Source organism: Sphingobacterium sp. UBA1897, assembly GCF_002337775.1.
Classification (GTDB): domain Bacteria; phylum Bacteroidota; class Bacteroidia; order Sphingobacteriales; family Sphingobacteriaceae; genus Sphingobacterium; species Sphingobacterium siyangense.
On the sequence record NZ_DDGR01000037.1, the window covers coordinates 13,839 to 40,798 of the forward strand.

The 26,960-nt window shown below is 43.2% G+C and carries 20 protein-coding genes; 6 read left to right on the top strand and 14 right to left on the bottom strand.

Annotated features, from left to right (window positions below; all coding sequences use genetic code 11):
• Positions 1–18: 18 nt before the first annotated feature.
• Positions 19–1,329: a hypothetical protein gene (locus B4N43_RS23665; RefSeq protein WP_070567540.1), complete on the top strand. Its 1,311-nt coding sequence runs from the start codon at positions 19–21 to the stop codon at positions 1,327–1,329.
• Between the two features lie 58 nt (positions 1,330–1,387).
• Here the strand turns inward: B4N43_RS23665 and B4N43_RS23670 are convergent, their stop codons facing one another.
• The 9 genes from B4N43_RS23670 to B4N43_RS23710 all read right to left on the bottom strand — a co-directional run bounded on the left by B4N43_RS23670 (position 1,388) and on the right by B4N43_RS23710 (position 13,781).
• A complete protein-coding gene (locus B4N43_RS23670; protein ID WP_286736615.1) occupies positions 1,388–1,924 on the bottom strand; it encodes a hypothetical protein in 537 nt (178 codons plus the stop codon).
• Between the two features lie 577 nt (positions 1,925–2,501).
• Positions 2,502–4,361 carry a DUF4859 domain-containing protein gene (locus B4N43_RS23675; protein WP_286736616.1) on the bottom strand — a complete coding sequence of 620 codons (1,860 nt, stop codon included), beginning with the start codon at positions 4,359–4,361 and terminating at the stop codon, positions 2,502–2,504.
• Between the two features lie 22 nt (positions 4,362–4,383).
• Positions 4,384–5,352 (bottom strand): hypothetical protein, encoded by a 969-nt coding sequence (locus tag B4N43_RS23680; protein WP_286736617.1) that lies wholly within the window; start codon positions 5,350–5,352, stop codon positions 4,384–4,386.
• Positions 5,353–5,432: 80 nt separating this feature from the next.
• Complete coding sequence (locus B4N43_RS23685) at positions 5,433–6,575, bottom strand: DUF4859 domain-containing protein (protein WP_286736618.1); 1,143 nt, start codon at positions 6,573–6,575, stop codon at positions 5,433–5,435.
• 19 nt (positions 6,576–6,594) lie between these two features.
• Entirely contained in the window at positions 6,595–8,070 is a 1,476-nt protein-coding gene (locus tag B4N43_RS23690) for a RagB/SusD family nutrient uptake outer membrane protein (protein WP_083663519.1), read from the bottom strand.
• A gap of 45 nt (positions 8,071–8,115) precedes the next feature.
• Entirely contained in the window at positions 8,116–11,277 is a 3,162-nt protein-coding gene (locus tag B4N43_RS23695; RefSeq protein ID WP_075991533.1) for a SusC/RagA family TonB-linked outer membrane protein, read from the bottom strand.
• A 393-nt stretch (positions 11,278–11,670) separates the two neighbouring features.
• Positions 11,671–12,534 (bottom strand): AraC family transcriptional regulator, encoded by an 864-nt coding sequence (locus tag B4N43_RS23700; protein ID WP_112373465.1) that lies wholly within the window; start codon positions 12,532–12,534, stop codon positions 11,671–11,673.
• A gap of 140 nt (positions 12,535–12,674) precedes the next feature.
• Positions 12,675–13,202 (bottom strand): hypothetical protein, encoded by a 528-nt coding sequence (locus B4N43_RS23705; protein ID WP_112373466.1) that lies wholly within the window; start codon positions 13,200–13,202, stop codon positions 12,675–12,677.
• 36 nt (positions 13,203–13,238) lie between these two features.
• Entirely contained in the window at positions 13,239–13,781 is a 543-nt protein-coding gene (locus tag B4N43_RS23710) for a hypothetical protein (RefSeq protein ID WP_286736622.1), read from the bottom strand.
• 369 nt (positions 13,782–14,150) lie between these two features.
• Here B4N43_RS23710 and B4N43_RS23715 point away from each other — a divergent pair, with 369 nt between their 5' ends.
• On the top strand, positions 14,151–14,867 hold the full coding sequence (locus B4N43_RS23715; RefSeq protein ID WP_286736624.1) for a hypothetical protein: 717 nt from the start codon (positions 14,151–14,153) through the stop codon (positions 14,865–14,867).
• 60 nt (positions 14,868–14,927) lie between these two features.
• Positions 14,928–15,551: an outer membrane beta-barrel protein gene (locus B4N43_RS23720; protein WP_286736626.1), complete on the top strand. Its 624-nt coding sequence runs from the start codon at positions 14,928–14,930 to the stop codon at positions 15,549–15,551.
• Between the two features lie 106 nt (positions 15,552–15,657).
• On the opposite strand, the gene B4N43_RS23725 is transcribed toward B4N43_RS23720, so the two are convergent.
• A complete protein-coding gene (locus B4N43_RS23725; RefSeq protein WP_286736628.1) occupies positions 15,658–16,611 on the bottom strand; it encodes a LytTR family DNA-binding domain-containing protein in 954 nt (317 codons plus the stop codon).
• A 358-nt stretch (positions 16,612–16,969) separates the two neighbouring features.
• Here B4N43_RS23725 and B4N43_RS23730 point away from each other — a divergent pair, with 358 nt between their 5' ends.
• From B4N43_RS23730 to B4N43_RS23740, 3 genes are all read left to right on the top strand, one after another.
• Positions 16,970–18,106, top strand: a complete 1,137-nt coding sequence (locus B4N43_RS23730) for a hypothetical protein (protein ID WP_286736629.1) — start codon at positions 16,970–16,972, stop codon at positions 18,104–18,106.
• Between the two features lie 5 nt (positions 18,107–18,111).
• Positions 18,112–18,690 carry a hypothetical protein gene (locus B4N43_RS23735; RefSeq protein ID WP_286736630.1) on the top strand — a complete coding sequence of 193 codons (579 nt, stop codon included), beginning with the start codon at positions 18,112–18,114 and terminating at the stop codon, positions 18,688–18,690.
• A 124-nt stretch (positions 18,691–18,814) separates the two neighbouring features.
• The gene (locus tag B4N43_RS23740; protein ID WP_286736631.1) at positions 18,815–19,195 is read left to right on the top strand and encodes a hypothetical protein; all 381 of its coding nucleotides are present in this window, start codon (positions 18,815–18,817) and stop codon (positions 19,193–19,195) included.
• Between the two features lie 89 nt (positions 19,196–19,284).
• Here B4N43_RS23740 and B4N43_RS23745 read toward each other — a convergent pair whose 3' ends face one another.
• The 4 genes from B4N43_RS23745 to B4N43_RS23760 all read right to left on the bottom strand — a co-directional run bounded on the left by B4N43_RS23745 (position 19,285) and on the right by B4N43_RS23760 (position 26,459).
• Positions 19,285–20,646 (bottom strand): RagB/SusD family nutrient uptake outer membrane protein, encoded by a 1,362-nt coding sequence (locus B4N43_RS23745; RefSeq protein WP_286736632.1) that lies wholly within the window; start codon positions 20,644–20,646, stop codon positions 19,285–19,287.
• 1 nt (position 20,647) lies between these two features.
• On the bottom strand, positions 20,648–23,854 hold the full coding sequence (locus B4N43_RS23750) for a SusC/RagA family TonB-linked outer membrane protein (RefSeq protein WP_286736633.1): 3,207 nt from the start codon (positions 23,852–23,854) through the stop codon (positions 20,648–20,650).
• Positions 23,851–25,959 carry a TlpA family protein disulfide reductase gene (locus B4N43_RS23755; protein WP_286736634.1) on the bottom strand — a complete coding sequence of 703 codons (2,109 nt, stop codon included), beginning with the start codon at positions 25,957–25,959 and terminating at the stop codon, positions 23,851–23,853. The genes B4N43_RS23750 and B4N43_RS23755 overlap by 4 nt, the downstream gene beginning before the upstream one ends.
• 125 nt (positions 25,960–26,084) lie before the next feature.
• Positions 26,085–26,459 (bottom strand): hypothetical protein, encoded by a 375-nt coding sequence (locus B4N43_RS23760; protein WP_286736635.1) that lies wholly within the window; start codon positions 26,457–26,459, stop codon positions 26,085–26,087.
• Between the last annotated feature and the right edge of the window lie 501 nt (positions 26,460–26,960).

The following is a 26,960-nucleotide window of genomic DNA, read 5'->3' on the forward strand; positions in this document are numbered from 1 at the left end:
AACGACACTCTTTCGATTATGCCCGATTTAAGAATCCTAAAACGACAATTTCTACATGTACTGAAACGCGGAACAGGTGAAGCATATCTGATTGTAAAAGAGCATCCTGAAATTGACTTTTCAAATCAAATTATACAAGGCGCATTAAACATTTTCGCCTATGACGGACAGTCTGAAGGTGACCGGGCAACTTATATTTTTGAGATTATTTCTATTTCAAAACAAAAAGACAAAATCCGTAAAGCCGTTTTGCAGGGCTTGGCAAAAGAACAGGATGACACCTGGAATCTGACACATTTGTTTGCCCTGGCAAAACTTTACGCGCAGCAAAATGACACCGAGGCAAAACAAGCTATTTATGACCGGTTTTTAAACAATCCGATCGTCGGCGCTGATTGGGTCGGCGCTCATGAAACACTAGAACTTGATGGACTAAACGGCTTATTTTACGTAGCCGAGAAATTTGGAAAACACATTGAACAACACCCTGACGATTGGCAAGACGATGGCATCATTCGGCATTTTCAAGCAGAAAACCAAAGCATACAGGTTGCTGAAGAACTTAAAAAGAAAGCCCAAACCAATAAGTTCATTCGATTTTACCTTGACAACATACAGCGAACAGAAATAAACCAGAAAACACAGCGGACAAAACCCCAAAAATACAAAGACATCATTGATGAAGTGTTAAATAGCAAAGCCCGGATTTCTTTTGCAAGAATGAGAAAGCTAACAGAAGAAGAGATAAACACCATTGCAAAGCATCTTTTGAAAGAAACGGACCAGGGAAATATTGAACGCCTTTTGGATATTTTTGACTTTCACAAATTTCCTTATGATAGCCAATTCATTTTAGACTTTGCTAAACAAAAGGGAACAGGCAAAAACAGCATAGCTGAAAATGCCCTTAATGCACTAAAACATCTAAAAAGCAAAGCCATTAGAGACTTTGCTCTGGAGAAAATACAAACAGCCAAAAATCCGATTGACTATTTAGAATTGCTGATTTCTAATTACAGAAGTGGCGACTCGAAGCTACTGACCGAAATCGCCGAAAAGGCAAAAAATGAACACGAAATTGAGCGATTGGCAGGGATATACACAGCTATTTTCAAAAAAAACAACACCAAATCCTGTAAAAATCCCCTTGAAATCCTGTATAGCAAAATGAATTGTGCGCTTCACAGAAAAGATATCATAGAAGTCCTGCTGCATAACAACGTTCTCTCCGACACGATAGAAAAAGAACTTCACTATGACTGCAACCTGGAAACAAGGATGATAGCTCTTCAAGCTGGGTTGCAGCATCCTAGTGACCGTAATTTCTGATTAAATTCTCCAGCACCTTATTGTTCAAAGCCGTGGAGCACTTAGATATTATTATCTTTTATCTTGAAAACAGTTCATTTGGCTCAACAAGGATATAAATCCCTATATAATCATCAAACTGCAAAAATTTATTATTGATAAAGCAATAGTAACTTATAGACATGAGCTGTGATTTAGCATATCCATCTTTAAGTCTCCAACCACTATTTTCCTTGGTGAAGTATTCGAGTAGAAAATCTTCTAAATTATGACTTTTATAATAATTAGCTACTTTGGAATCCAATAAAAAACAATCAGCGCTACTTAAAATACGCGTATCATCTACCTCTATTTTTTGGTTCAAAGCTAAATCCAAAAACTTTTCATAAGACAAGTTTTTCGGATTTTCACGATGAATTCCCCACAATGCAGGTTCATTAATCATAGCGACTTTGCCATTATTGCATCGAACAAAAAAGTCAAAATCAAATCTTGAGGGCGTTGTTCTGTCATCATAAGCCATTTCATAAATTATCCTTGAATCAATGCGCTTTGTATTCTTATTTCTAGAACAAGAGCTTAAAACGATGAACGCTATCAATATAAATTTTAACATATTTATTCAGATCATTCCGGATCAATCCCAACTATTTTCCTATTGCTAAGTTTGCTATTATCTGATTAATTTCTTGTTGTTCTTCAACAATCTCCGGATCAATCTGGATAACAGTGTCAATAGTGTAACTGCAATAAACTACTTTATTATCATCTGCAAAAATCCAATTAAAAAAAATTAACGCTTCGCCGCTATTTTCCGATGACGAGATATAATAAAGATAATATAAATCAAATGACTTGGATAATTAAATTTTGTCCACCCTCGGTTGGAAACAAATGATTATACTTCATAGCGGTTAATTTACAAAATTCTCTACACTTCCGATCATCAGATTCAAGGAGCCTTTTTCTACTGAGTTGTCGCATTAAGGTCGTTAGAACTCCTTCCTTATCTCCTCCGCAAACTTATTACCCTTTTCGGAATAAACAGCATGGAAAATGCAATGATGACCGTATTTGGACTTAGGAAAATGAAAAAGTCAACAGTTAAAAAAGCCACATCTCCCGACGTGGCCTTCACTTAAATAAACATAAACATATGAACCATCACCTAATCTAGCGGTTCCAACTAACTCTTATTTCACATTCACATTAAATGTAAACGTCGCCTGCACGGTTTTCGCTCCTTCGTACGTATACACCAGTGCCTGCTTAATGGTATATTTCTTTCCAGCTGCCAGAGCTCCCGGATATTGTCCGATCGAGAACGTTATCGTACTTGCGTTAAATTCCGAAAACAAGCCCGCACTAGCGCCCCAGTTGGTGACGGCCCCGGCAGGCGTAAACCAATGCCCGTAACCCGTGGCCGTATTGTTGGGATTTAAACTTCCATTCGGCTCCACGGCATAGAACTTAATTTTTCCACTGCTCATCAAACCCGCCAGGTCTGCCGAAGGTATGGCCAAGGCCTCCCCTAGCTGCGCTGCATTGACGCTTACTTGCGTACCCGAATACCCTGTAGCATCTGCCGGGAAGCTCAGGTCATAATTCAATGCGATATCTTTCGGCTGACTGCTCACCTCATTGTATCCCGTAGCCGTTGTACCCTGAATTTTGATTTCGTAAGGCCATTGCTCATCGTTGCTGTCGTCATCATCCCAGGCATGTGGCTGGTAAACAGAGGGGGCACCAGTGACCACAAACCAGAGGTTGCTGCAATTGGCCGGAACAGTAAACGCTATCGTATTCTCCGTGCCCTCCGTCCGATCACCATATACCCGCGTGCCGTCTTTCAATAATGCCACATAACCATAGCGCCATCCGGCACGGCTGGCATCCACCGGATTGAATCCAGCAGCATTTGGCAGTCCCTTAAAAGCTACCGAAACCTTGGTTCCCGCAGCCGGAACTTCCAGCGGAATCACATTGTACCCCGTAGTACCCGGACAACGATCATAGGCAACGCGAAGACTACCGTTGGATTGACGCGTAAATTTGGTCGTCAGCTTACCGATATAATTCTTCCCATACTCCCGGATGCTGTTCAGGTCCCAGGTCACAAAGTGGGCCGCCGCATCATAGATTTCATTGTTGAACTGCTTCACATCGATACCCGTTATACGCATATAAGCCTGCACCGGATCTTCGGGTTTTAAAGCTTCGCGCCAGATGCGGCCAATCATATCGATCCCATGTTTGCTGGTCCAATACCAATGGATGAAATAGCTGGCATAACGATATTTCTCGTGATGAATATGACGATGATAATTTTCGGTATAGACGGGAAAATCGGCTCCCGAAAATGCCTGTGCGGGATAGGTTTGGTAGGCCTGCCATTGCGCGGTCTGCTCCCAGAACCCGTTGCCGCTGGTTCCGCCGTAGCCGTAACGAAATCCATGCCCGCCTTTCAGATCGGCAAATACCTGATATTGAAAACTGTGCCCGATCTCGTGCGCAATTACAGAACCCACCGGTTTACAGGTCGCCGGATTAATCCACAGTGCCCCTATTGTATCGTCGTAACCGCCGCCATACGCCATCCATTCTGTCGTATAATGCACAAAAATCATCATTTTGAATTTATCCAGATTGGATCGGTTCACTTTGCGTTCTGCAAACTTCAGCGTGCCGACGTTCAATGCGTAGAACTGTTCGGCCTTGGCCAAAAGATCATCAATATCCACCCGATATTCTTCAGGTACGGTGTTCGCATTGGGATCGTTCTTCCCATAGCTTGCCCCCCAGAACACAATAAAATGCTCCGACTGACGGCTGCGCGAATAGGACCATTTGCTCCCTTTATCGTTATAATCCATGCCTTCAAATTCCTTTGGCTTATAAATTTTCAAAGAATCTGTTCCCACAGTAACGGGTGGCGTGGTGACCTCTTCCTCGACAGGAAGCGCTACTTCTTTTTTGCTGCATCCCTGCGAAAGGAAAACAAGTGCTGAAATCAGCGTCAGCAGGACTTTATGCAATACTATACTTTTCATCATTTGAGCGTTTAATAGGTAGAGATCAACTATGTGTAATGGTCAAAAAACGGAAGCGAACGGTATAGGTACCACTTCGGTAGAATTTGATGGTCGATACGGGGTTAAGATTACGTCCCAGCGTAGTCGCCGTACCAACAATACGGTAATAAGAAATAGGATCACCCGACCAAAATTCTGTACCTACATAAGTACCGTTCATGATGGGATACACCAGACCCGAAACATCTGGATAGCGATACACCAAGCCCGTATCGGTAACTTCCTCCGGATAGTAAGGCGACCAATTTTTGAATGTCGGACGGTCCCCACGTTTGATGACCTCGCCTTTTTTAGGATTGAAGGGCCTGCCGTTTTTATCTTCCCATTGATATACAATTTTGTTTTCTCCTTCCGCCTGATGCTCTACGACGATCTCATAGTCTGTATACGGTAGAAAATTGGATTCGGCCCCGTAGTCCGAACTCGTGCACGACTTAAATAAAATATCTTCCTTCTTGGCACCGATGACATTAAAGTTCAGTATATTCTTAAATTTTTTCTGTCCGGCGACATTGCTCACCTCCACATCGATCGTGTATTGTCCCGGGGTCACAAATTGCGTCGCCTGTGTAAAACCCACGCGACCACCGGTCGCATTGAGCATCATCGGTGGATATTTAGCTTTGCCGATCTTGGCATTCAACAGTTCCAGGGTGGTATCCCGCCAGGTGATCTCAGCGAGGTAGGTGGATATCTCATGTTCTTTTGAAAATTCTGTTGAGAGCTCGCCGGTTTCCTTGTTCCTTACCGCAAGCAGATTTACGGTCAGCGGGGTTGTGCTTCCATTGGCAACAATGGCATCCGTGTACACCACTGCCCCCTGATTGACTTGCAGATTCTCCACATTATAGCGTATATTTTCACTTAAATAACCTATTTGATCACTCTTGCAGGAATCCAATAGCCCGAGGGATAAACCTGCTAAGCCGATTATAAAACTTCGTTTTTTCATCTGTTTTATTTTTTCATGTGTGACGAAACCATCCGGTTGATTCAGCACTGCCGCGGAATCCATCCAGCTAGTTTCATAATTTATTTGATCTTAATGTTGAATACAAAAACAGCATTCAAATCACCCTTTGTTTTCGACTTGTACACGAGGGATTGTCGTACCGTATAGGTACTACCCACCGTTGTTTGCCCTGGATATTGCAATATATTGAAGGTCATCGTTGAGGTTGCCAGCTCAGATACAATGCGTGCATCGGCACCCCACGAACAGGTCTGCCCTTTGGCATCGAACCAGTGTCCTGGTGCATTTGCCGTACTGTTTGCATTTAAGTTACCATCAGGCTGCACGGCATAATAGGTGATGTCCTTGCCTACCAACGCGGATATTGCTCCGCTCTCTAGGCCATAAAAGCGTGCTAAACGCGGAAGCAAAACGTCTACTGTGGTGCCAGTATAACCGGCGGCATCGTATTTAATACTCAGATCGTAGGTAAAAGTCAGCGTAGAACCAGTTTCCACAATTTTAGGCCCGGTGAGGATGCGCGGCACAAAATCGCCGATAAACGTATGTGTATTGGCCAACACATTCAGCATAGTTCCTGAAGCCGTTTTAATCCCGGTTGTCTGACAATATATACGCATGTCGGCCTGATCATCTTCTTTGACCGTAACAATACCGTCAGGGCTGATCTGATCCGCCTCGCCACGCACTTTGACGTAGTATAAATAATAAACGGGCTGCGAAGACCAGGCCGCTTTGGGCTGCTTTTGCCTATGATAGAAAAATCCACCCACATTGGACGCATTGCTGATCGTCGTATACGCTGTACTGGCCGTTTCCAAATTGTAAGGGGCATCGTTGTAGATGTATGCCCTGACCGAATCCACAGGAATTTCGTTGAGAAACTGATCAAAAGAATACTGTGCATTTTCGTCCACATACTTCACCGAGTCTGCCTTCTGCTTATAATAACGGTTGACCGAATAATCCGAAGGCGCCCAAAAGGTTTTCGCCTTGTTGATTTCGTCTTTGAGTTTAAAATGGTCAATCACCAGCAGCAGGGTATCAAACATCCCATTGGGATGAGCCGCCAGGTAATCGTAAGTAGACAGATTGACTTCGGCTGTATGGAGGCCGTCATCCGTCAGATAAGCTGCTTTCTTGCAACCGATCACGGTCAGTCCAAAAGCCAGCAGCAACGCAAATCGATATAAGGTTTTCATTTTTTTCAGGTTTAGTGGTTTACATATTGACGGTTCCCCAGTATGGTGTCTGATTCAGCAGCGGATTGGTTGACAACAACGATGGGTCAAATGGCCAAAGGTATTTCTTCGCATTAAATTGCGACTGGTTCATTTTGCCTTCCGGAAATTTATAGACATTGAAGTGTTTATACAACCGCACGAGATCGTAATAGCGATGGCCTTCCAGAAAAAGCTCGCGCGCTCTTTCGCTAAAGATGGCCTCGATGAGCGGTTCCTCATTTGTGTAGGCAGGCAGTCCAGCTTGCGTGCGGATTTCATTTAAGATGGTTTCTGCGGAGCTATTTTTACCTGTTGCGGCCAATCCCTCTGCCATAAGCAGCTTAATATCAGAATAGCGAAAGATGATGATGTTATTTTTAAATATCGCATTGGCATTTGACGCATTACTCGAAAACTTAACATTCGCATATTTCGTACACAGCGCATAGTTACCGTTATAAACTATATCAAACACACTTTTAAATCGTTTGTCGTTACTGTCTTTAAAGAGCGTTTTAATATAATCCTGACTGATTCTTAGAATCGGATCTGTTAAAGTCCGAAAATAAGGCCCGGCTAGCGAGAAGTACCCTATCCCCGAGTTTGTACCTTCGTTTTCCCCATTTTGGGAAATCTCAAAAATACCTTCATTGGATTTTCCCTGATAAATACTGCGGTAATTCAGACTGTCCCTTCCCACAAAAGAATATTCGCCGCTTTCCAATACCGATTTAGCCGCCTCGATGCAGTCCGCATATTCGCCGCGCCATGCACTCAGGTGCGCCTGCAGGGCAAGCGCTGCTCCGGTATTTGCACGCAGGGCAAAATCATCTTGGTCAATATTGCTCCATTTCAGTAAAGTCAAAGCTTTAGTTAAATCGGCCTGGCTCTGATCCAGCACATCACTCTCTTTACTTGCCGGGAGATTTACAGCATTGATGGGCACCACAGATTCTGTGATAATCGGCACTGTTCCCCATACCCTCGCCATATAGAAATAGGCAAATGCACGCACAAAGTAAGCTTCGCCGATATAGTAATCCCTGGTCGATACATTGTCAAAGGCATTTTCATCCATCTTAGGGAGCTTTTGGATCACGCGGTTGGCCTGGTCTATGGCCTGATAGAAGACATCATAGCGCCGCAGCTGATACGCGGGCCGCCAGGTTTCCGAAGCCGCTACAGCCGTATTGAGCTGCATATTGACAATCGGATTAAAGTCTGCGTTGGTCGAAGAAGTAATTTCGTCCGTTAGCAAATCGCCATAGGCATAGTAGGCCATCCCATTGCCTTGATTTAGGGCCTTGCGCAGCAGCGCATACATGGCGTTGGTTGCGCTATTGGCATCTTCCTGCGTTTTCCAGAAGTTCTCGTCGGTTGCCGAACTGACAGGCTCAATGTCCAGAAACTTGGAGCAGCCTGAAGCGAGATACATGAAAGCACTCAGCATTAAAAACAATATTTTTCTTTTCATCTCTAACTAATTTTAAGCCACCGTTATCCGATGGAACTGACATGATTAAAAGGTAACATCCAAGCCTATTGTCCATTTCTTCGGGATCGGATATCCGTTGCCCGTTGAATAACCATTGGCTTCCACTGCTTCAGGGTCCGGCACAGAAGACCAGGACTTAACAGCCACATTATCCACGACCCCATAAATGCGGAGCATTTTCAACTTAAGTTTCTTAATCATGGCCTGCGGGAATGTGTAGCTCAGCTGAATATTTTTCAGGCGTACAAAACTGGCATTTTCCACGAAAGTACTATTAGCGATGTGCCAATTGTCTACCGTATTGCGAAACAAAGTAGGGTATTTGGTCTGATCGCCGTCTTTCATCCAGAAGTCGCTGGGTTTAAAATCGCCTGCAATAGCCGAATTGGTACCCCAGGTCGAATAAAGGGCAGATGAACCGGCATCCTGTAATTTATCCGACAGGTAACCATTCCACAAAGAGCGTCCGAAAACAAAGCTCACGAGTGTGGATAGGCTAAAATTCTTGTAAGAAAATTGGTTGATAAAACCGCCCACGAAGTCGGGATTTGGATTTCCCATATCAATTTTATCGTTATAGTCGATCACATAATCCCCATTGACATCCCTTCTGCGCGGATCGCCAGCCTGATAAAGGACCGATCGATTAAAGTGCGCTATTCTTCTTCCCGTCAATGGATCGACAGGCACGTCAGCATTGGTCGCATATACGCCATCCACATCCCATACTTTGAATGGAAAAATAGGCTGGCCTACATTCAGGGCGCGTTGCATCCAGGGTGGTCCCACTTGTATTTCCTTTCCACCGTCAGGCAGGCTGGTCACATAATTTTTATTATAAGCCATATTGAAATTTGTAGTCCACTGGAAAGCAGATCCAGGGGCCATATTTCGGGAGATAATCGTCATTTCCACACCACTGTTTCTCACACTGATAAAATTGTTGGAGACCGTGCTGTATCCCGAAGTAGCGGGCATCGTCAGATCGTATACCAACTCTTTGGAGTCGCGCACATAAAAATCAGCAGTTACCGTAACCCGGTCGTGCAGCAGGTTCATATCGAACCCGGCATTAAACTGCGGTGAACGCTCCCATCGGATCGTCGGTGATGTTGCCGCCGCCGCATAATTAGGAGATACTGTCGGCTTACCGTTATACGAGAGTACCGAACCAGCAATGCCATTTTCCAGCACCGCCCCTGGATAAGATGCGTCAAAAGTCAGTCCTGTGTAGCGCGCATAGTACGAGCCCGGATCACGACCCGTAATACCATAGCTACCCCTTATTTTGAAAAAGGATATCGCGTTTTTGACTCCCTGGAAAAACGGTTCTTCCGAAAGCACCCAGCCTGCAGATATGGATGGGAAAATACCCCAGCGGTTATCCTTGCTGTAGCGCGACGATGCGTCCATCCTGTAGCTTGCAGAAAGCAGGTATTTGTCCTTATAATCGTAGCCAAAACGACCGAATACCGATACGCGCGAGCGCTCATTGATGGAAGTCGTTGCATAGAGATCAGGCCCGGAAGGGATACCGGTTACGGTTTTCACATAATTTCCATTGTCGTTGTAGCCATACATATAATTTTCATTGGACGTATTGCGTTCAATACCAGTACCCAAAACGGCACTAAAATTATGGATATTGCGAATGCTCTTGATGTAGTTAAAATAGGTTTCCCATTCCCAGCGCTTATTTTGGTTCACCCAATTCTGTGCAAAGTTTCTATAGCCCGTAAGCAGTTTGGGGCGAAAAAGATCGCGTGTATTATTATTGACATTAAACGAAAACTGCGAGCGCAGGGTCAGGCCATTGATCAGAAACTTTTTCAGTGTCCCCGCGAAGTTTCCATTCAGGCTGAAGGAGTTATCGCGATCCATCAAACCATCGTAGCGCCCTGTATAAATCTGCTGGTCTACATCCGTAAGCTGATAGAAAGAAGAAGGAAATCCCCAGGTGCTAAAGGGATATTTCGTATCGTCACCCGAACCATGTTTCGCTTTAGTAAAACCTGCGAACAAATTTGTTTCAAATTGGAAATTGTCCGTCGGGTTAGCCTGTAACATCAGGCGCGGGGTTAGGTTTTCATTTTCAAAGCCCATCATTACGCCCTGCTCATAGTAACGCTGTGCCGAGAAACGGTATAAAAATTTCTCCATGGTGGCACCGATACTCACATTGACATTGTTGATGTTGGCCGACTGCAGAAAAAGCCCCTGCCAATCGGTATTGTTGTTAAAGGCTGGATTTAAACTATCTGTTAACATGGGGCTAATGGATCCGTTATTGAACCAGTCGTACGATCCACCCTGATAGAGCAAGTTCATTTTCAGCCTGCGCTCGGCTGCACCAACGGTGATGGGCTTCATTGCCGGACGGCTAGAAACTCCGTTGTAAGCCGAGATCCGTATTTCGGGTTTACCCTGCGCCGGACGTTTGGTTTTGATGATAATGACCCCATTTGCAGCACGGGCACCATAAATGGCCGATGCCGAAGCGTCTTTCAGGATGTCAACCGATTCGATGTCGTTGGGATTAATGGCCTGCAAAGGACTTGCATTACCATAAGCCGACCGGATATCACTCACGTCGTAAATAATATTGTCGATCACATATAAGGGCGCCTGCAGTTGGTTGTCTGCTAAGCCCAGGTTGCTCGTCCCGCGGATGTTGACAATGTTATTGGTACCGGGTTCGCCCGAAGTACTCAATACCGTCAGACCAGCCACGCGTCCCTGCAGCATGGCATCGAAGGTTGCATAGGGCGTATTTTCAAAATCTTTCCCTTTTACGGTAGCAATAGCTCCTGTCGTCTTCCGCCGCTGCACATCCTGATAGCCCATCACGACCACCTCATCCAGCCCCGTTCCATCTTCCTTCATGGTGATCTGAAGTGTATTTTCGCCGGCACGCAGCTGTTTCTCCTGCCGTACATAACCGACGTAACTAAAAATCAAGGTCGGATTTGCCGATTTAAGCGGTAGGCTGAATTTTCCATCCGCATCTGTTTTGGTGGCATTGCGGATGCCTTTCTCTAAAATACTCAGATCAGACAAAGGTATGCCTTTTTCGTCTTTAACGATCCCCGTGACCGTTCTCTGTTGTTGCGCATATAGCTGTTGACAGACCAACAGCAGCAACATAAAAATACCCGTTAAGCATTTTTTTGGAAGATTTTCATACATAGTCATAATTTCGTTAAGCAGGTGTTCAGTTTAGCATACTGTCAATGACACATCTATCCCTGGGATAAATGAATTCCTTTTGCAAAAAAGGCTGTAACAGCATGTTAAAAAATTGATTAGTTCTTCTTTCTGTAACAAAATTAGTACTTCGGAGTAGCGGTTTTCGGTCAGATCTTACCCACTCATTCTAGCATTTTAACAAAAGAAAAAGAGGCCTATTGGCGAGCTGTAGGATTGCAGCATAGTGCATAAAACAGCAATTCCGTCCAATCCTATCGGGAATATTTTCCCCGTTATGGTTAGACGGAATTGAATCAGAGCCGAAATCGCGCAGGAAATTGAGCGACCTTCTGCCAGATGGGATCAAATAGCCTAAAGTGATTAAAAAGTTTGTTAATCGTATAGATAATTTCGGTAGTTGCGCACATATATTTTGGGCGATATCCCCAATATACTTCGAAACACACGGTTGAAATTGGTGATGCTATTAAAGCCGGCATCATAGGCGATTAAAGAGATCGAGTCGTGCCTACCCAAACCCAATAATTTACAGGCTTCACGGATACGCAGTTCATTTAAATAGGCGACAAAAGTTTTTCCGGTGCAATTCTTAAAATAGCGGCAAAAGGCATGCGGCGTAAGGTTTGCCTTTTCGGCTATTTCATCCAAACTGATATCCTCTTTAAAGTGCTCTTCCAAAAATTTACATAATTTTTCGATTCTGAAAGGTTTGGAGATTTCCCTTTTGGCCAGTTGAACACCAGAAAGCGGCTCCAATTCGGCGAATACTTTGCTGAGTGATTTTAACAGATAAAAGAAATTGACGAGCTGATCCAGAAAGTCGGACTTTTGCAGGATTTCAATATAATAGCATACCTGTCCCTGATGTTTCGGCGGAACCTTAAATCCCCGCTGGCATTTATGCACAAAATCAAGCAGATTACGAAGTTCGGGCATGGTGGCCATGGTAGACAGTGCTCCTTTCGGGCTAAAAAATAGTGAGACAGACCGCACAGATACTCCTGCGATGAAACTTTTAAACACATGGGCCTGGTTTGTTCCCAATAGAAAAATGTCGCCGGGCTGAAACTCATGTACATTATCGTCCACGAGTAGCTGGCCGATACCTTCTTTAATCCAGATTAATTGATATTCCTCATGACGATGCATATACGGATAGAATTTATCCAGTACATCTTCTTGAATATAGATAGATTTATCCTGAGGGGCAGGAACTTTAAATTGAACTGGCTTCATAACAATTTAGATTTAAATAAATGTCAATATGACATTAAATATACAATAGCCAGTTTAGTATTACAAAGCTTAACTAAAAGAGGTTAAAATAAGGTGATAGTTGGTTATAATTTGCACATGAATGCAGCCACTACTAGCTGTTAGCCAGCCCCCAGCTCTTCAGCCAGCGATTGTAAGCCTTGATTAGCTTCTTCAAATCGTTTGAGTTCGACCGCATAAGATTCCGTAACCGTTTCGAGCAAGGCACTTCCCGCGGTAAAGTCAACATAAGCCATCACCGTATCACCACCCCACATCCAGTCAAAAATCAGGGCATAACCCTCCAAAACAAAGCCTTCCAATTGTTTTAAAAGAGCCAGCATCGGCAATATTTCAAGATAGTTTTCACTGAAGTTCAGTACGGCGAATGTCCAGTGTTGCTTTTCCTCATCGTAATACTCCTTCGCACCATAAAATTGATCCTTGAGCAGATTATCGAAGACTTCACGAATGCGCGCCTGTGAATAACTTGGAATAATTTCCAACGTTGTTTTGCTGTACATCTGCCGACTCTCCCACCACTGCGACCAATTATCATCTTTGTTCGGGGAAATCGGTTTAGAAGAAAAATACTCGTTTAATCTCGATTTTTCTATTTTAATACTTATGTAAAGGCTATCCAGTTCCATACGATTGTTCTAAGCTATTCTTAACTTTTTTAAACGTTACCAGCTCGACAGTTTGATCTTACCATCGCTATCAAAATCGGTATTATCGGTCACTCTTTTGAGGTTCAGCTGCTTCAATGATAGGCCTTCTTTCAGGGGCAAATCGGCAGCTTTCATCCGAAATAAGGGATAAGATAGCGGCTTCTCATTCCATTCGAGCACAAAATGATAGCCATCTACGATCTTTTGCTGGTCGTCGGTTTTGATGATCAAGATATTGTGGAAGGTTTGCTCCGGCTTGGCCGGATCACTATCTGGTGAGATCCCCCTTGCTTTATAGGTGGCGATAAACTTGTAATAATGGTACTTGCCATTTACGGGATTGAATACTAATTCGCGGCTGTTGTTTTCCTTGATTAAAGCTGAAAAAGACTGCTCAAAATCATCCAGCAACTTATAATTAAAATCAGTATTGATCTTATTGGCGACCAATATATAGGTCTTTTCATCTTTACCGGCACTATTTCCTTTTGCTTGGTTTTGTGCAGCGACCGAATAGCAAGTAAACCAGCTTAACAATAGGACTATTAAATATCTCATCCTACTAATTTATTAAAATTCAAAGAATAATACCTTAGTTGGTCAGCAATCATTTCATTTTTCGATTTCTAGCTGACACAAGCGGAAAACTTTTGCGCTATCCCAATAAATTTTCCAATCGTGTATCATGTAATGGTCAATTGGGAGACATTATCCTCGCAAATGCCCAATCATTTGTGATCAAATTGCAGCTTTTAGCGTCTAGGGTTAACTATTAACTTATATTTATTAAATTTGTAGCATTACGCATATTATTTCCGTTTGCAATAGTATAGTATCAAAATAAATTATGAAAAGACCTATTTTAACGAAATGCGCAGTTTTATTGATTTTCCTTTAATACTTCTTACTGACCTATTCTATATTATTATGCTGAACATATTTCAAAAAGTACATAAAGGGCAATGGTTGCTCTTTATCCTACCATTCTTTCTATTTGGGTGCGAAAAAGATGAGCGCGATGGCACTACCTGTGCGCAGAATTGTATTGTACTATCGGGAGTTGTTGTGGATACTCCTGCGAACAAATTATTATCTGACGTAGAAGTAGGGATTTCGTTCCAATATTACAGTTCATTCCTTAAACCATCAATAAGTTTGGGGAAAACAAAGACAGATACCAAAGGCAAATATAGTTTTCGATTTGATGCCAGCAAATACCTATCCCGGGAAGGCTTTTTTATAGTTAGTGTCAAAAAGAATGGTTATTATCTTAATACAAACCATCCAGATTCCTATCAAAGCGTAGCTTCTTACGACTTGGACGAGCTCAAGTATGATAAGCCAACTGATGAACGAATAATGCTGTTTAAAAAGGGCGAAATGGAGTTGCATCTCAAAAATGTCAAAAAACTCGATTTGACGATGCTTGCCGTTAGCTATGGTCCGGAGAAATCCAATACTGGTTTTTCTATCGCTCCGGTCCCTCGTGATTTGGATACCATCGTTAGGATAACGATTCCTGCCGATATGGAATCGGTATTAAAATGGCAAGGCTATAATGGATCGAACCCCTTACAATTCGACAAAGCAGCCACTGTTAATTCAGAAAAAGGAAGCTTTACACGCTATCAGTTAGATTTCTAGTGAGAATTAGCGCCAATTAAAAAGAGAAAACAATTATAAAATCTATAACCCGATATTCATATGCTCAAAAAATTACTTTCCGGGATATCTTTTTCCCTATTAACTTTATCAGGAACCGCACTTTACGCGCAGCAAAACAATAGTGGCAGTTATGAGATCGAACTTTCTTTTACTCCTCTAGCAGAGAGTACTATTGGACCGCGGCAGAGCCTTATGGGAGCCGGTAGCGACGACAGTAAGAATTATATAGCCGGATTGCTCCGTGTAGGCTATCGCTATAATGAAACATGGTCTTTTGGTGCAGGTCTGGGTTATTCCCATCAGAACATTACGACAACATCGGCAATAGTCGATCCATCGGTGGAGCGGATGCAATACTCCTCAGACCTTTCTATTTGGGAAATCCCTTTAGACGCCAGGGTAAAATTTTTGAAATATCTCTACGCAAATGCGGGACCGATGTTACACTTCCAGCAGAACGCAAATAGTTATGTAGACAAGCAGCATGGCATAGGTTTCCATATTGGACTGGGGGCAAAGGTTCCATTATCCCAACAGTTTGCTGTCACGCTGTCCCCACACTATAAGATGTACTCGCTCATTCCTTTCCATTCCGAGAGAAATTCTGATCGAGCACAGGTTTTGGGAATTGCGGTTGGGGTGAATTATAAGTTTGCAAAATAGCATTTTCCAGATAAAGGAAATACGGTTGACCTATCAGCAAACTACTGACATAGTCCACCTGTAAGTCAGCCACAGCTATATCATGAATGATTTAGCAATATGGCTTTTAGGCCTTATCAAACCAACGTTTAAAATCAGCAGCATGGTAACGGCTTACCAATATATCATCTCGCTTCTCAAAAGACGGCTTTAGTTCAATCGTTAATATACCGTTTTCTAAAGCACGATATCCTTTGATGATACTCCGATTAACGATATAACGTCTGTACATCAGGTAATATTGATCATGGTCGAGGACCTTCATCAATGTCTCTAGGCTATAGTTATGTGTATACTCCTTACTACTCGTCAAGGTCAGGAGCCTTTTATCATTCGCCGAGCTTTTGATAAAGGCAATGCCGTCAAGTGCGACATAGTTATCTTCATAACCGTATTTTACCCCAAGACAAGGAGCAAGCTTGATCTCATCGGAAAGGTCCCCTCCCCGCTCATCCTCTAATTTCAGTTGCAGTGTTTCATAGCTTACAACTACCTCCCTGAGAGCAGCCAACTCAAGTTCTGCCTCTAAGTATTGATCTTTCACAAATCGGGCAAATCGCATAACGTATATCACCAGAAATAACATGTTCAAGATGCTAATAAACAATAACACAAACCTAAATTCGTGCCGCATGTAAGGAATGATAGCACCCCAACCTTTTGCATTTAAGGGTAAAAATACCAGCATCACAAAAACCACTGTGAGCAGTGCAGGGAGCACCATTCCGTAGAGGATTTGCCTGATCAGACGCCGCTTAAAATCTGTCAGCCAAGATAATCTCCTATCCATGTATCGATTAAAAAAATGCGTTCCAATAAGCACCCCCATAACGATCAGCGAAGAAAGAAACCAATAGAGATAAAATTTGGGGATTGTATACCGCGTATCGAAAACAAGAAATTTGTTGGGCGAACAGAAAAAATTTCCCAACAGAACAGCCAGCAATAGCTGAAGCCTAAGCGGGATGTAGTTAACCTGAATCTCGGAATGAAATTTCTCAATAAGTTTTTTAGTTTGCATAAAGTTTAATCGGTTAAGGCAAACTAAAATAAAAATTTTCCGGATAAAAAATTAAAAATAGCGTTGCAGGATTCCGTCAAAATTTACGGAATCCTGCTTTATTTTGCTTGCGTACTTAAATACGCACCACCATTCGTGCTATAATTTTATTTTTATGTCCTCACAAAAAATCCACCTTAAATAGTCATTAAGCAATATATAAGCACTCTATCCTTTACCGTTCATCCCATTTCAGACATTTTACCTTGCCTTCGAAGAAAGACCTTGTTAATTTTATAACAACACAATTAATTAATGGATAAACAATGTATTAAAATCATTTGGCATAAACCAAATGACCAGTTACCCTAAAAAATAAATGATGAGAAAACTAAGAATAACTTATGCACATTCTTTTTATAGTTCCTCGATAGAACAGTGTTTCTATTGCGAACGCCACTTGAGTGACCATAACAACTGGACCAACCTCCAGCGGTGCAACGACCTATTTCGTCCATCGACGAAACTAAGAGGCAATAAGATCAGGGTTGTCGTATGCCATACCTGCCAAAGAGCCAAATCACGGCTTGAACCCGAAGAGTTTATCGAAATACTGCAAGCCAGCTTTGACAAAATACAGGAGTTTAAATATATTGCTGTATCGCATATCCAGACTATCATCAGCAATATTCTTTACATCCTGGACCAGCTGGAGCCTGATCTCAACGGACGGAATCTTACTGTGCTCAAGAGAACGGACTCTGAAAAACCGCAATTGAAGTACCAGGCTGTATCCAGCCCCCTTTCTATCCAACCGAACGCATCGCAGATGAATACAAGTCTGACTTGCTATTACTGCAATACAGCATTGGACATCTCACGGCAAGATCCCAGCCGTCAGATCACCCGCGATCATGTACGCCCTGCTTCCAAACACCCCGAATCGAGACAAATTGTATTCAGCTGTCATAGCTGCAACAACAGCAAGGCGAATGATGAGCCTGAAATTTTCCTGGCAAAACTAAAAATTGCCAATACCCATAATCAGAACTATAAGAAAATACCGTATCATCTGCTCAGCACTATTATTGTTAATCTACAAGATTTGATCCATAAATCCCTGAAGCCTTTTGCTCGATACCCTGTTCTAAGCATCCTCCAACGCTACGACCTTTCGCTCCTGCGACAACAGCTTCACGGTAAAAATCGGCAACTTTGGCTCGAGCGGATTGATGACTACGCCTTGCTAGAATTGCTCTTGCTTTGTCTCGGTGCTCAAAACAATCGTTCGCAGGATGGCTTAGCACATGATGCCGCTTTTTTTAACATCACACTTTGGCGAGAGCGACTTGAACTTGCCTTGGAAATCGGATGGATCTCGGCGTTCTACCGCATCGATACGATCGATTTTCACGCGCTGATGGAAGAGCAGGAGTTTGATCAATTTTATATTCTAAGCGATCGAGGCCGCGCGGCCCTACAGCTGGAGACAGTCTGTAGTCAACAACAAAAGTAAAATTAATGGAACATAGCGGATCATATCAAAAGCTTATCAAGCATTTAGAATCCTACAGAAGGCTCACTGACAGTCAGGAGAATATCTTGCGCCAGCTGGTCACTATCAAATATTGCAGTCCCAAGGAGATCTATCTCGAGCGCGGTGGTATTGCCAAGCATATCTGTTTTATCCATACCGGTTATGCTTTGGGTTATGAGCATATTGACAGGGAATTGCGACTATCCCGTATCTGGCAAGAAGATCAGATTATTTTAAAGACTGACAGTTTGCTTGCTTTCCAGCGTAGCGAAATGAATATTATCTTCCCAGAAGGCGGCAATATCATCGAGATCCCTGTTGAACATCTCTTACAAGCGACAGAGCTAACCGCCTTTTTCCATTATCTGCTCCTGCAAGAGCTCAAATATTACCAGCAGCAGGAAAATTTGTTTAGATTAAAAAACAGCAGAGAATTGATACGTTGGTTTCATCATCGCTATGCTGACATTCGATTTAAACTCACCGATCTACAGATCGCTCAATTTCTGGGTATCACGCTCAGGTGGTACAATCAGAATAAAAATAATCCAATCTTGGAATAAAAACAGCAGAAATAGGAAAAGAAACTCAACAGTTAGGAATTAATGTTTGCACAATAAGAATTAATGCTATAGTAATTCCTTGCTGACGAGTCTACCTTAGTATCATAATCAAAAACATACGATTATGATGAAAAATAAATTCGCAGTGAAGGCATCACTCTTCACTTTAATCTTGGCAATGCTCGCAATCGGTACGTATGCGGCAGTTGCAGTGATGAAGAAAAATACGATAACTGAGAAATCAACAGTTGTTGATCCACAATGGTATCAGTATGACGGCAGCGGAGATCCGACCGATGCAAGCAATTATACCCTTATTCAACCGCAACCGGCAGATGACGGTGAAGCTAACACGCTATGTCCAGGCACAGAGGAAATGTGTGCGGTACGTGCATTGCCTGGATCATCAACACAGCCCGCTACATTTAGTAATCAATTTAAACAAGACATTAGCAATGCCTTGGCAAACTCCGCACCGACAACGGAGATTAAATTGCATGACTAATTTTTTTGTTTCTTTCATACGTTAAATTAAATTCAGTTTTGAATCCATCCAGAAATGCTTACCAAGCAGATCTAGATGGATTTCCTTTTTTATCGTGGGTTCTGCGGAAACCCAGCGATGGCTATAACATTATCAGGTATCAGAAACACATATTTCAGATCATCAGGTGCAAACCTGTACACTTCCTGATCCAATTTCCGTTGTAGTATCATGGCGGTCTCTTTCTCCAGATTGAAACGTCTTAGGTCTGTCCAGCGAAGTCCCCGAAACAGCAATTCCTTTCTCCTTTCTTCGAGCACCAATTTCAATGCCTGCTCATGCTCGATCGTTAAATCCGGCTGATAGGTACCTTTAACATAGCGATTGCTCAGCAGGACTGCCAAACTTTTTAATCCTTCCTGCACCTCTCCCACCCTCACTTGTGTTTCGGCTTGTATTAGGTATAGCTCATCCACGGTCAAGCCTTTAAACAGGAAGCCCTGTACACGGCCATCGTAGGTGCCCTTAAACGTATAATAACCATCTGCATTTTTGGTAAAGAACGCTTTTTTGCGTAGGTCTTGATCGGCATAACCGCTGTACAGGAGCGAATCTACCCGACTACGCGCCGGAGCCAATAACGCACTGACTGTATTACCTCCTGCCATCCAGATAATCTCTGCATTTGTTGTGTTAAAAGGCGCTGCGGCAGTGAGGTTGATACTATTATAGTCCACTAACTCTTTACCATAAGAAAGTGCCTGCGTACTTGCTTTCAACGCATTTGCATAATCCGACATAGCCAAATAAATACGGGCTAAAAGCGCATAAGCTGTACGCTTAGTCGGCCTGTTGATATAAGCCGTATGCTCGGGCAATAGTTCGGCAGCAGTTTTCAGATCGTTCAAAATCTGCTCATAAGTTTGCCCCACTGTACCTCGCGGAGTATCCTCCTCAATTGTTGTAGACACTCGAATGGGAATACTCAGCTTCTCCATATTTTCAGCAGCATACACCGGTGCAAAGAGACTTGCCAGTTCATACAAAGCAAAGGATCTAAAAAATAACCCCGAGCCTTTGATACGCTGATAGTCCTGTTCACTTTTTTCTTTTCCCAGCACTTCCAGTTCTTCGAGAACCGTGTTGCAGATAAATACGACCTTATATGGAGATATCCAATCGGCATTAAGCTTTCCCTGCTCCTGCCATATGTACCTATTACGTGTATCCTGATTGGCAATACCCTGCCAGTTTTTGGCGCTCAAAAAGTAATTGTCCGAAGCCTCTTCACCTGTCGATGAATAGACACTGTTTATGTTTCCGTAGGCATCTAGCAATGCCTGCAGATCATTAATTGTCTTTGGGACAGAAAGTGCCTTATTCGATTTTTCATCCAAAAACTTCGTGCAGGAGACCATACATAGTAGACTCCAGTACAGCGCTAGTCCAAAATAGAGATGTATCTTTTTCATATTATAATTGTATGTTTAAACCAAAGGAAATCTGCATCGGCAGTTTAAATCCGTCCGGATATTCAGGGTCGATACCACGCCTATTTTTACGCCAAAGCACCCAGTTTAGGCGATCTGCATAACAGTAAAGGTCCATACCACGGATGATTTTACTTCCAAATACATTTCCTTTGAAGGCATAAGAAATCTTGATATCATTTAAACGAATATGGGATCCATTTTCTACGGTCGCTGTCGACATACTATAGAAATTATCCCGATCTTCATCGATCGGATACACAAAAGAAGGAACGGTCGTATACAATTCATCACCAGCCTGTTGCCAGCGCAACGCATAGTCAGTATGGCCTACATTATTTTTCAATAAGTCACCGTAAGAGATGGTATTTCGCCGAAAATAATAAGCCGCTTTAAACGCTATATTGGCCGACAAAGTCAGCTGTCTGTACGAAAGCGTATTCCTAAAGGCACCATGCCACAGCGGTACTGGCGAGCCATGGAAAACCAGCTGGTCCAAAGCCGTCTTCTGACGGATATCCTTATAATTTTCGCTAGGAGCGCCATCCAACTCGCCTATGGGATCACCTGTTGCCGGATCCAGCCCATTGAAGCGGTAGCTCAGGAGCATATAAGGCATCTCACCTTCATAAGGCAGCACATTGGTACCACTTCCCACATAGAGGTAAGCCGGACTTTGACTATTCAACAAATATTTTGTCAAGGTATTTTTAGCGTAGCCTGTCTGCATGTTGACAGTCCAGTTCCAGCTACCTTTAAAAACCTTTCCGATCAAATTCAAGTCTAATCCCTGTCCCGTCATATGCGCGCTATTGACCATTACAGACGAAAACCCTTTCGTCGGATCTACTGTCTGCGAGCTGACCATATCTACCACCTTTTTACGGTAGTATTCTACCGTTCCCCTGATCCGATCATCTAGCAAACCAAAATCCAGCGCAAAATTGGCCATCGCCACCTTCTCCCAGCGTAAGTAAGGATTGCGAGGGGATACAATATTGGCATAAGGTATTTTAACGACCGAATTTGAGGAAGCCGAACTGTTGCTGATAATGGTATACGCAGACATGCCATTGGGGATGTTACCACTCGTACCATAAGTGGCGCGCAGATTCAGGCTAGTGAAAATCTTTGATCGCCAAAAATCTTCACGTGCAATATTCCACGAAGCACCTACCGACCACAACGGCACCCCACGTTTATTTGTCTCCACACCAAACAGGTTGGATTCATCCTTGCGCATACTTGCATTGAAGTTGATACGCCCATCGTAGGAATAGCCAACATTACCATAGTAAGAGATAAAACGGGTGGTGCTTTCCGAGAGCGATACCCCGCCCGGAATCCTTTGCAGTCCATACATCCCATTGTAAGTGGGGAGATAATCGATTGTATTAACAGGTGCTGAACTAATCAAATCGTCCACATATCCGTATAACCGATTTCCCTCGCTCTTCTGTTTACTGTGGCGCAATTCGGCTCCAACGAGTCCATTCAACAGTCCCAAATCCCCGATTTTGAGATTCAGATCCGTTTGCATCCGAAAAGAGTGCGATGCCAGCCTACTGTTGCTGTAGTCCAGGATTCCGCCCATCGGTACCGCATAAGCTGGTGTCCCATTTTTGACTGTAGTCATCAAATTGATCAGGTTGCGCGCATAGTAACTATCCGGTCCCATATAGTCATCATTTCGACCAAAAGACTGTCCAAATTGATATTTGAGACTTGCACGCAGGAAGCTGAACAGCTGTGCTTTTGCCCCTATGTTAAACCGCAGGGTATTCATGGCCGAGGTTACCTGTACCGCATCCCGATCCTGCAAAGGGAAATAATTCCAGTCCAATAGTGCTCCATTACCCACTGTATCCACAAAAGAATGCCTAAAATCTCTTTCCACAGGCAGTCGGTTCCCACTTTCGTCAACTAAACGCGTATATGGAAATAGGGCAACCCGGTCGCGACCTAAACGATAACCGGTAGCATAGCCGCCGAGGCCACTTTGTGTACCGCCCTCATGTGCATAGTAAAAGTCACTTTCCAATTTGATCTGCTTTGTCAGATCGATGTTGTTTCGGAGATTTAAGGTCAGCCGGTCATTGTATTGCCCTACTAGATCTGTATTATTTTTATCATAACCGACTGAAAACAGGTAACTATTGCTGGCCGCACCACCATCTATGGAAACAAAATGCTGCTGCAAGAATGTCGGGCGGTACAGATAGCGGCTGATATCCTGTCGCACGTCCCTAGTTTTCAACAGATCTACCAGTCGATCGCCTTCAGCAGCGTCCATACGCCCTTCCTTAACTCCCTGCCAGATCTCCACCGCCTCACCCAATACCGGATATAAAGTTTTGTCATTTATACCGCTCTCGTAATATCCTTGATCATAGAGTACACGCTGGAAGCCTATATAATCTGCACTTGACATTTCGGGGTAAGCCATTAAATTGGGTTTTGCGCTCCATGAGAAATTATTGCGGTAGCTGATGTGCCTAGCTTTATTGCTGCTTCCACGTTTGCTTGTGATAACGATAACGCCATTTCCAGCGCGCGCACCCCATATTGAGGTTGCCGTCGCATCCTTTAAGATCGATACATTGGCAATATCATTGGGATTGATGGACTCGATATTCCCTTCAAAAGGAAAATCATCCAGAATAATCAGTGGATTCGCATCCGAAAATAGCGTACTTAGCCCCCTGATCTGTAGTTTTGGCTGATCGGTACGCGTATCAAAAAGCAGTCCCGATGTGGTATTCTCCAGTCGAGAAAGCACATTCATACCCACCGATCGATTAAACAGTGCCGAATCTACCAGCTCAAAAGAACCAGCAGAGCGTTCACGCGAGAGCACCTGATAACCCGTGTTTACCGTTACCTCTGCTAAGGTATGGCTGGTCCTACTCAGGTAGACTACTGCAGGCAGTTTTCCGGCTAGCACATCAAGTTCTTTACGCTGGTAGCCCATCATCCTAAAACTGAGCAGAGCCTTATTTTTCAAAGGCTTAAGCACAATTTCCCCTCGATCGTCCGTAGCCCTCGGAAGGAGCACATCATCTAATCGGACCAATACCCCTTTGATGGGCTTTTGATCTGTGCTATCCCGTACAGTCAATACCAGAGACTGAGCCAATAATAGCTGTCCCGAGAAAGACAGCATGAAAAGAATCAATAAAACTCGCATCATGCTCCCCTCCTTTCTTTGATAACCAATACCGCAAGATTTTCCTTACGCTCATCAGCCTTGATACCCCATTGAGCCAGCCGTTCGATCAGCAACTTGGCAGAAGTACAATCTTTTAAATTACTCGACACAGGCATGTTTTGCAGATCAGCGGGGCAGATGAGATACGGAATATCATTATCCCGAACATTAAGCTTATCGACCAGTGTTTTCAATGCTATAGTTTCACCTATTGAGACATGAGATTTACGGCTATTACCGTACAAGGCAATTACTGGAATCGGTCGTTCTTCTATGGTCAGTCTGATCTTAAAATGTTGCCAAAGATCATTTTTAAGCGTCTCCCGAAAAGCAGCTTTTGTAGTCTCAGCAGGTAATACAGCCTCATAGCATAAGCCATATTGCTGGTTATAGACATCAGCATTGACCTGATCTTTATTAAAATATCTATTTCGATCGATGACCTCGTAGACAATTTTCTTTTTGGCAAGCTGGATTCCTTGGATATCGCTCATAGCATCCATACAGAGACTTCTCAGGCTAGCATTTACAAAATAGCGGCGCTTCAATCCCAGACTATCCAAATTCTGCATCCCACTTGTAGGTGCCGCACCCGCTAGCAATGTTCGAAAACCTGTATAGCGCGCTTTTAAGTCAGCGAGTTCAGGGATCAATAGCGGTTTCTTCGGATCAAAATCAACCTGATCTATTTTCATTTTTACATCAGCAAAATCACCTTTCAGACCTTTCTGCAATTGGCTATCTGTAATATATTCCGATGAGGTAAAAGCCAACACAGTACCATCGTTCGACAACCAAACGAAGTGTGATATGGACGAATGTTGAAAAAACTGTTTCAATAATTTATCACCAACAACGAGGGGAAACTGCCATTCTCCTGCAACCTTATTTGAATGTTGAAATTTTGTAACAACCGTATCGGTATTCAACGTAACAGGGATAAATACGATATCCGACTGATCGTAGTTCAGTTTGTGCTGGATTTTTCCTAGACTCTCCACACAGCTTGCGCACCATACCGCCCAAAAATCCAATATGATCAGCTTTTTATCTCGGTATTCGCTGAACTTTATTGTTTTCTGACCAGTTGGATGGTTGACCACTTCAAGCGGAGTATCCCATAATGACTGAGGAATCTTGTCGCCAATGCTTAAAGCTTTGATCGGAGATGGCCCATTTGCCCCGCTGTCCTTGCGGGGCGTCTGAGCCGATAAACTAAACATAGAAACTAAACATAAAAACAAGCATGCCAAAACCATGCGATACGCACGCTTATAATCTGCAACGAATAAAAAGCATTTTAAAGCCCGCTGAACAACTAGATCTATGGAGCCAAGTAAAGTATTGATTCGAGACACAAAAACCTTACAGATCGACTTAAAGAACCTTAAAACAGATCGTTCAGGTTCTACTCCATATGTCAATCTAAAATCTGGCACCTGCTGAAAAGCTTGCTTTTGTTGTATGGGGCTTGTGCAATCGTTTAGTTGTCCTTGTGTATAACAAGGGCTTAGCAAGGGTGAACCTAGGGTCGCGCTATAGTCAAGCTTGTGTTTTTCTTGTGCCAAGCTATAGTCGACCATCTTTTGAGCAATTCCTGCCGAATTTTTAGATTTCATCGGTTTTTCATGGAGTCCGCATCGGGTTTTGATCGGTGTAGCCCGATGAGATCCCGATGAAAACTCGATGCCGATAGCATGAAAGGCAGAAGTTGGGGCGAAGTTGTTCAGGCAAAAGTCCGAAGAAGGTAATGCCTCTCCCGCTCGTCGACTTGCCTCTGGCTCAGCTTCGAGACTTCTTCGGGACATGTTCGAGACAGGCTCGGGAGCGTTTCGGCTCGGCTTCGGCAGGACTTCGAGTACGCTTCGACTCCTACCCGAAGCGCAGTCGACCAACAGTCGAAGCATTCCCGAAGATGAGGCGACGCTGGTACGGAGCAGTGTCGAAGGACACTCAAACAAAAGCCGAAGGCTGCCCGAAGAATCTGCTTTTTTTGGAAGGTTCTGAGCGCTATTCTTACAGCGCTTTTTAAGCTGGATCGAAGTACCTTTAAAGTACGTTTTTCCTTGTCTAATTTTCTTACGCAATTTTTGCGTAACTAGTACTATATCTGTGCTTAAGTAGTGCTTAACAGGTACTTGAAATATATAGGTTATATAAGCCTTTAAAAAGGATATTAATTTTAGGGTATTCATCATTTTTTTGTTAGTGGTTACTTCGATAACCGACCGAAAAACTCAGCGACTTTTCTGCTCAACTCTAGCTCTTTTCCGATGCGCTCTTTTGCTTCTGCAGACAGCTGTACTGTACTCAGATCTATATTGCGATGATTGACGATACAATAAGCTATCAACACCCGATACAATGCGGTTGCAAATTCTTGCATTTCCTTATCTTTTAGGAGCCTATTCTCTCCTGCACCACCATCAAGATATGTGCTCAATAACTGGAGTATATTAGCAGAAATAGCGTCTAAGGCATAATGATTCCAGAATGCTTCAATATCCTTTATAGGATCATAATCGATCTTATGGACATCATAAATCATTCGATCAAAAGCAAATTGTAGCGCTAAAATCCTGTTCATTTTTCAGTCTGTAAATCCGTAACCGAAAGTACATAGCATCCCCTCTCCGATCGAAATCAGCTTTTTATTGGGAGCCTGATGTTACTCAGTTCACATTAGTAATAATTATTTCATTCTGGGAGCCAGAGCGCGTTTGAATGAGGGGTCACACAGGTGTATAATATTGGCGTTACGCGGTCCATGGCAAAGAGAAGCCAAATCCTATTTGGCCACACCAGCCGAGCTACTCGGGGGCAGTGATGATGTTCTTTGATTGTTGTTTTTTGTTCATAACTCGTTTATTGGTAACGAGTCTTGTCGGTAGGTCGCCTAATGATAAATGTGGGACTGCACACCGTACCTGAAATAAAGTTTCTGACGCCTTACACACCACGGATTTACAGCAGTACCCACATCTATCTGTTATGCAAATATAGCATAAAAGTATAGACATGGGTGTTTAATCTGCTGTCTTGCGGTGTGGCGTCAGAAAATACAGGCACAAGACTCTTTGATTTAAAC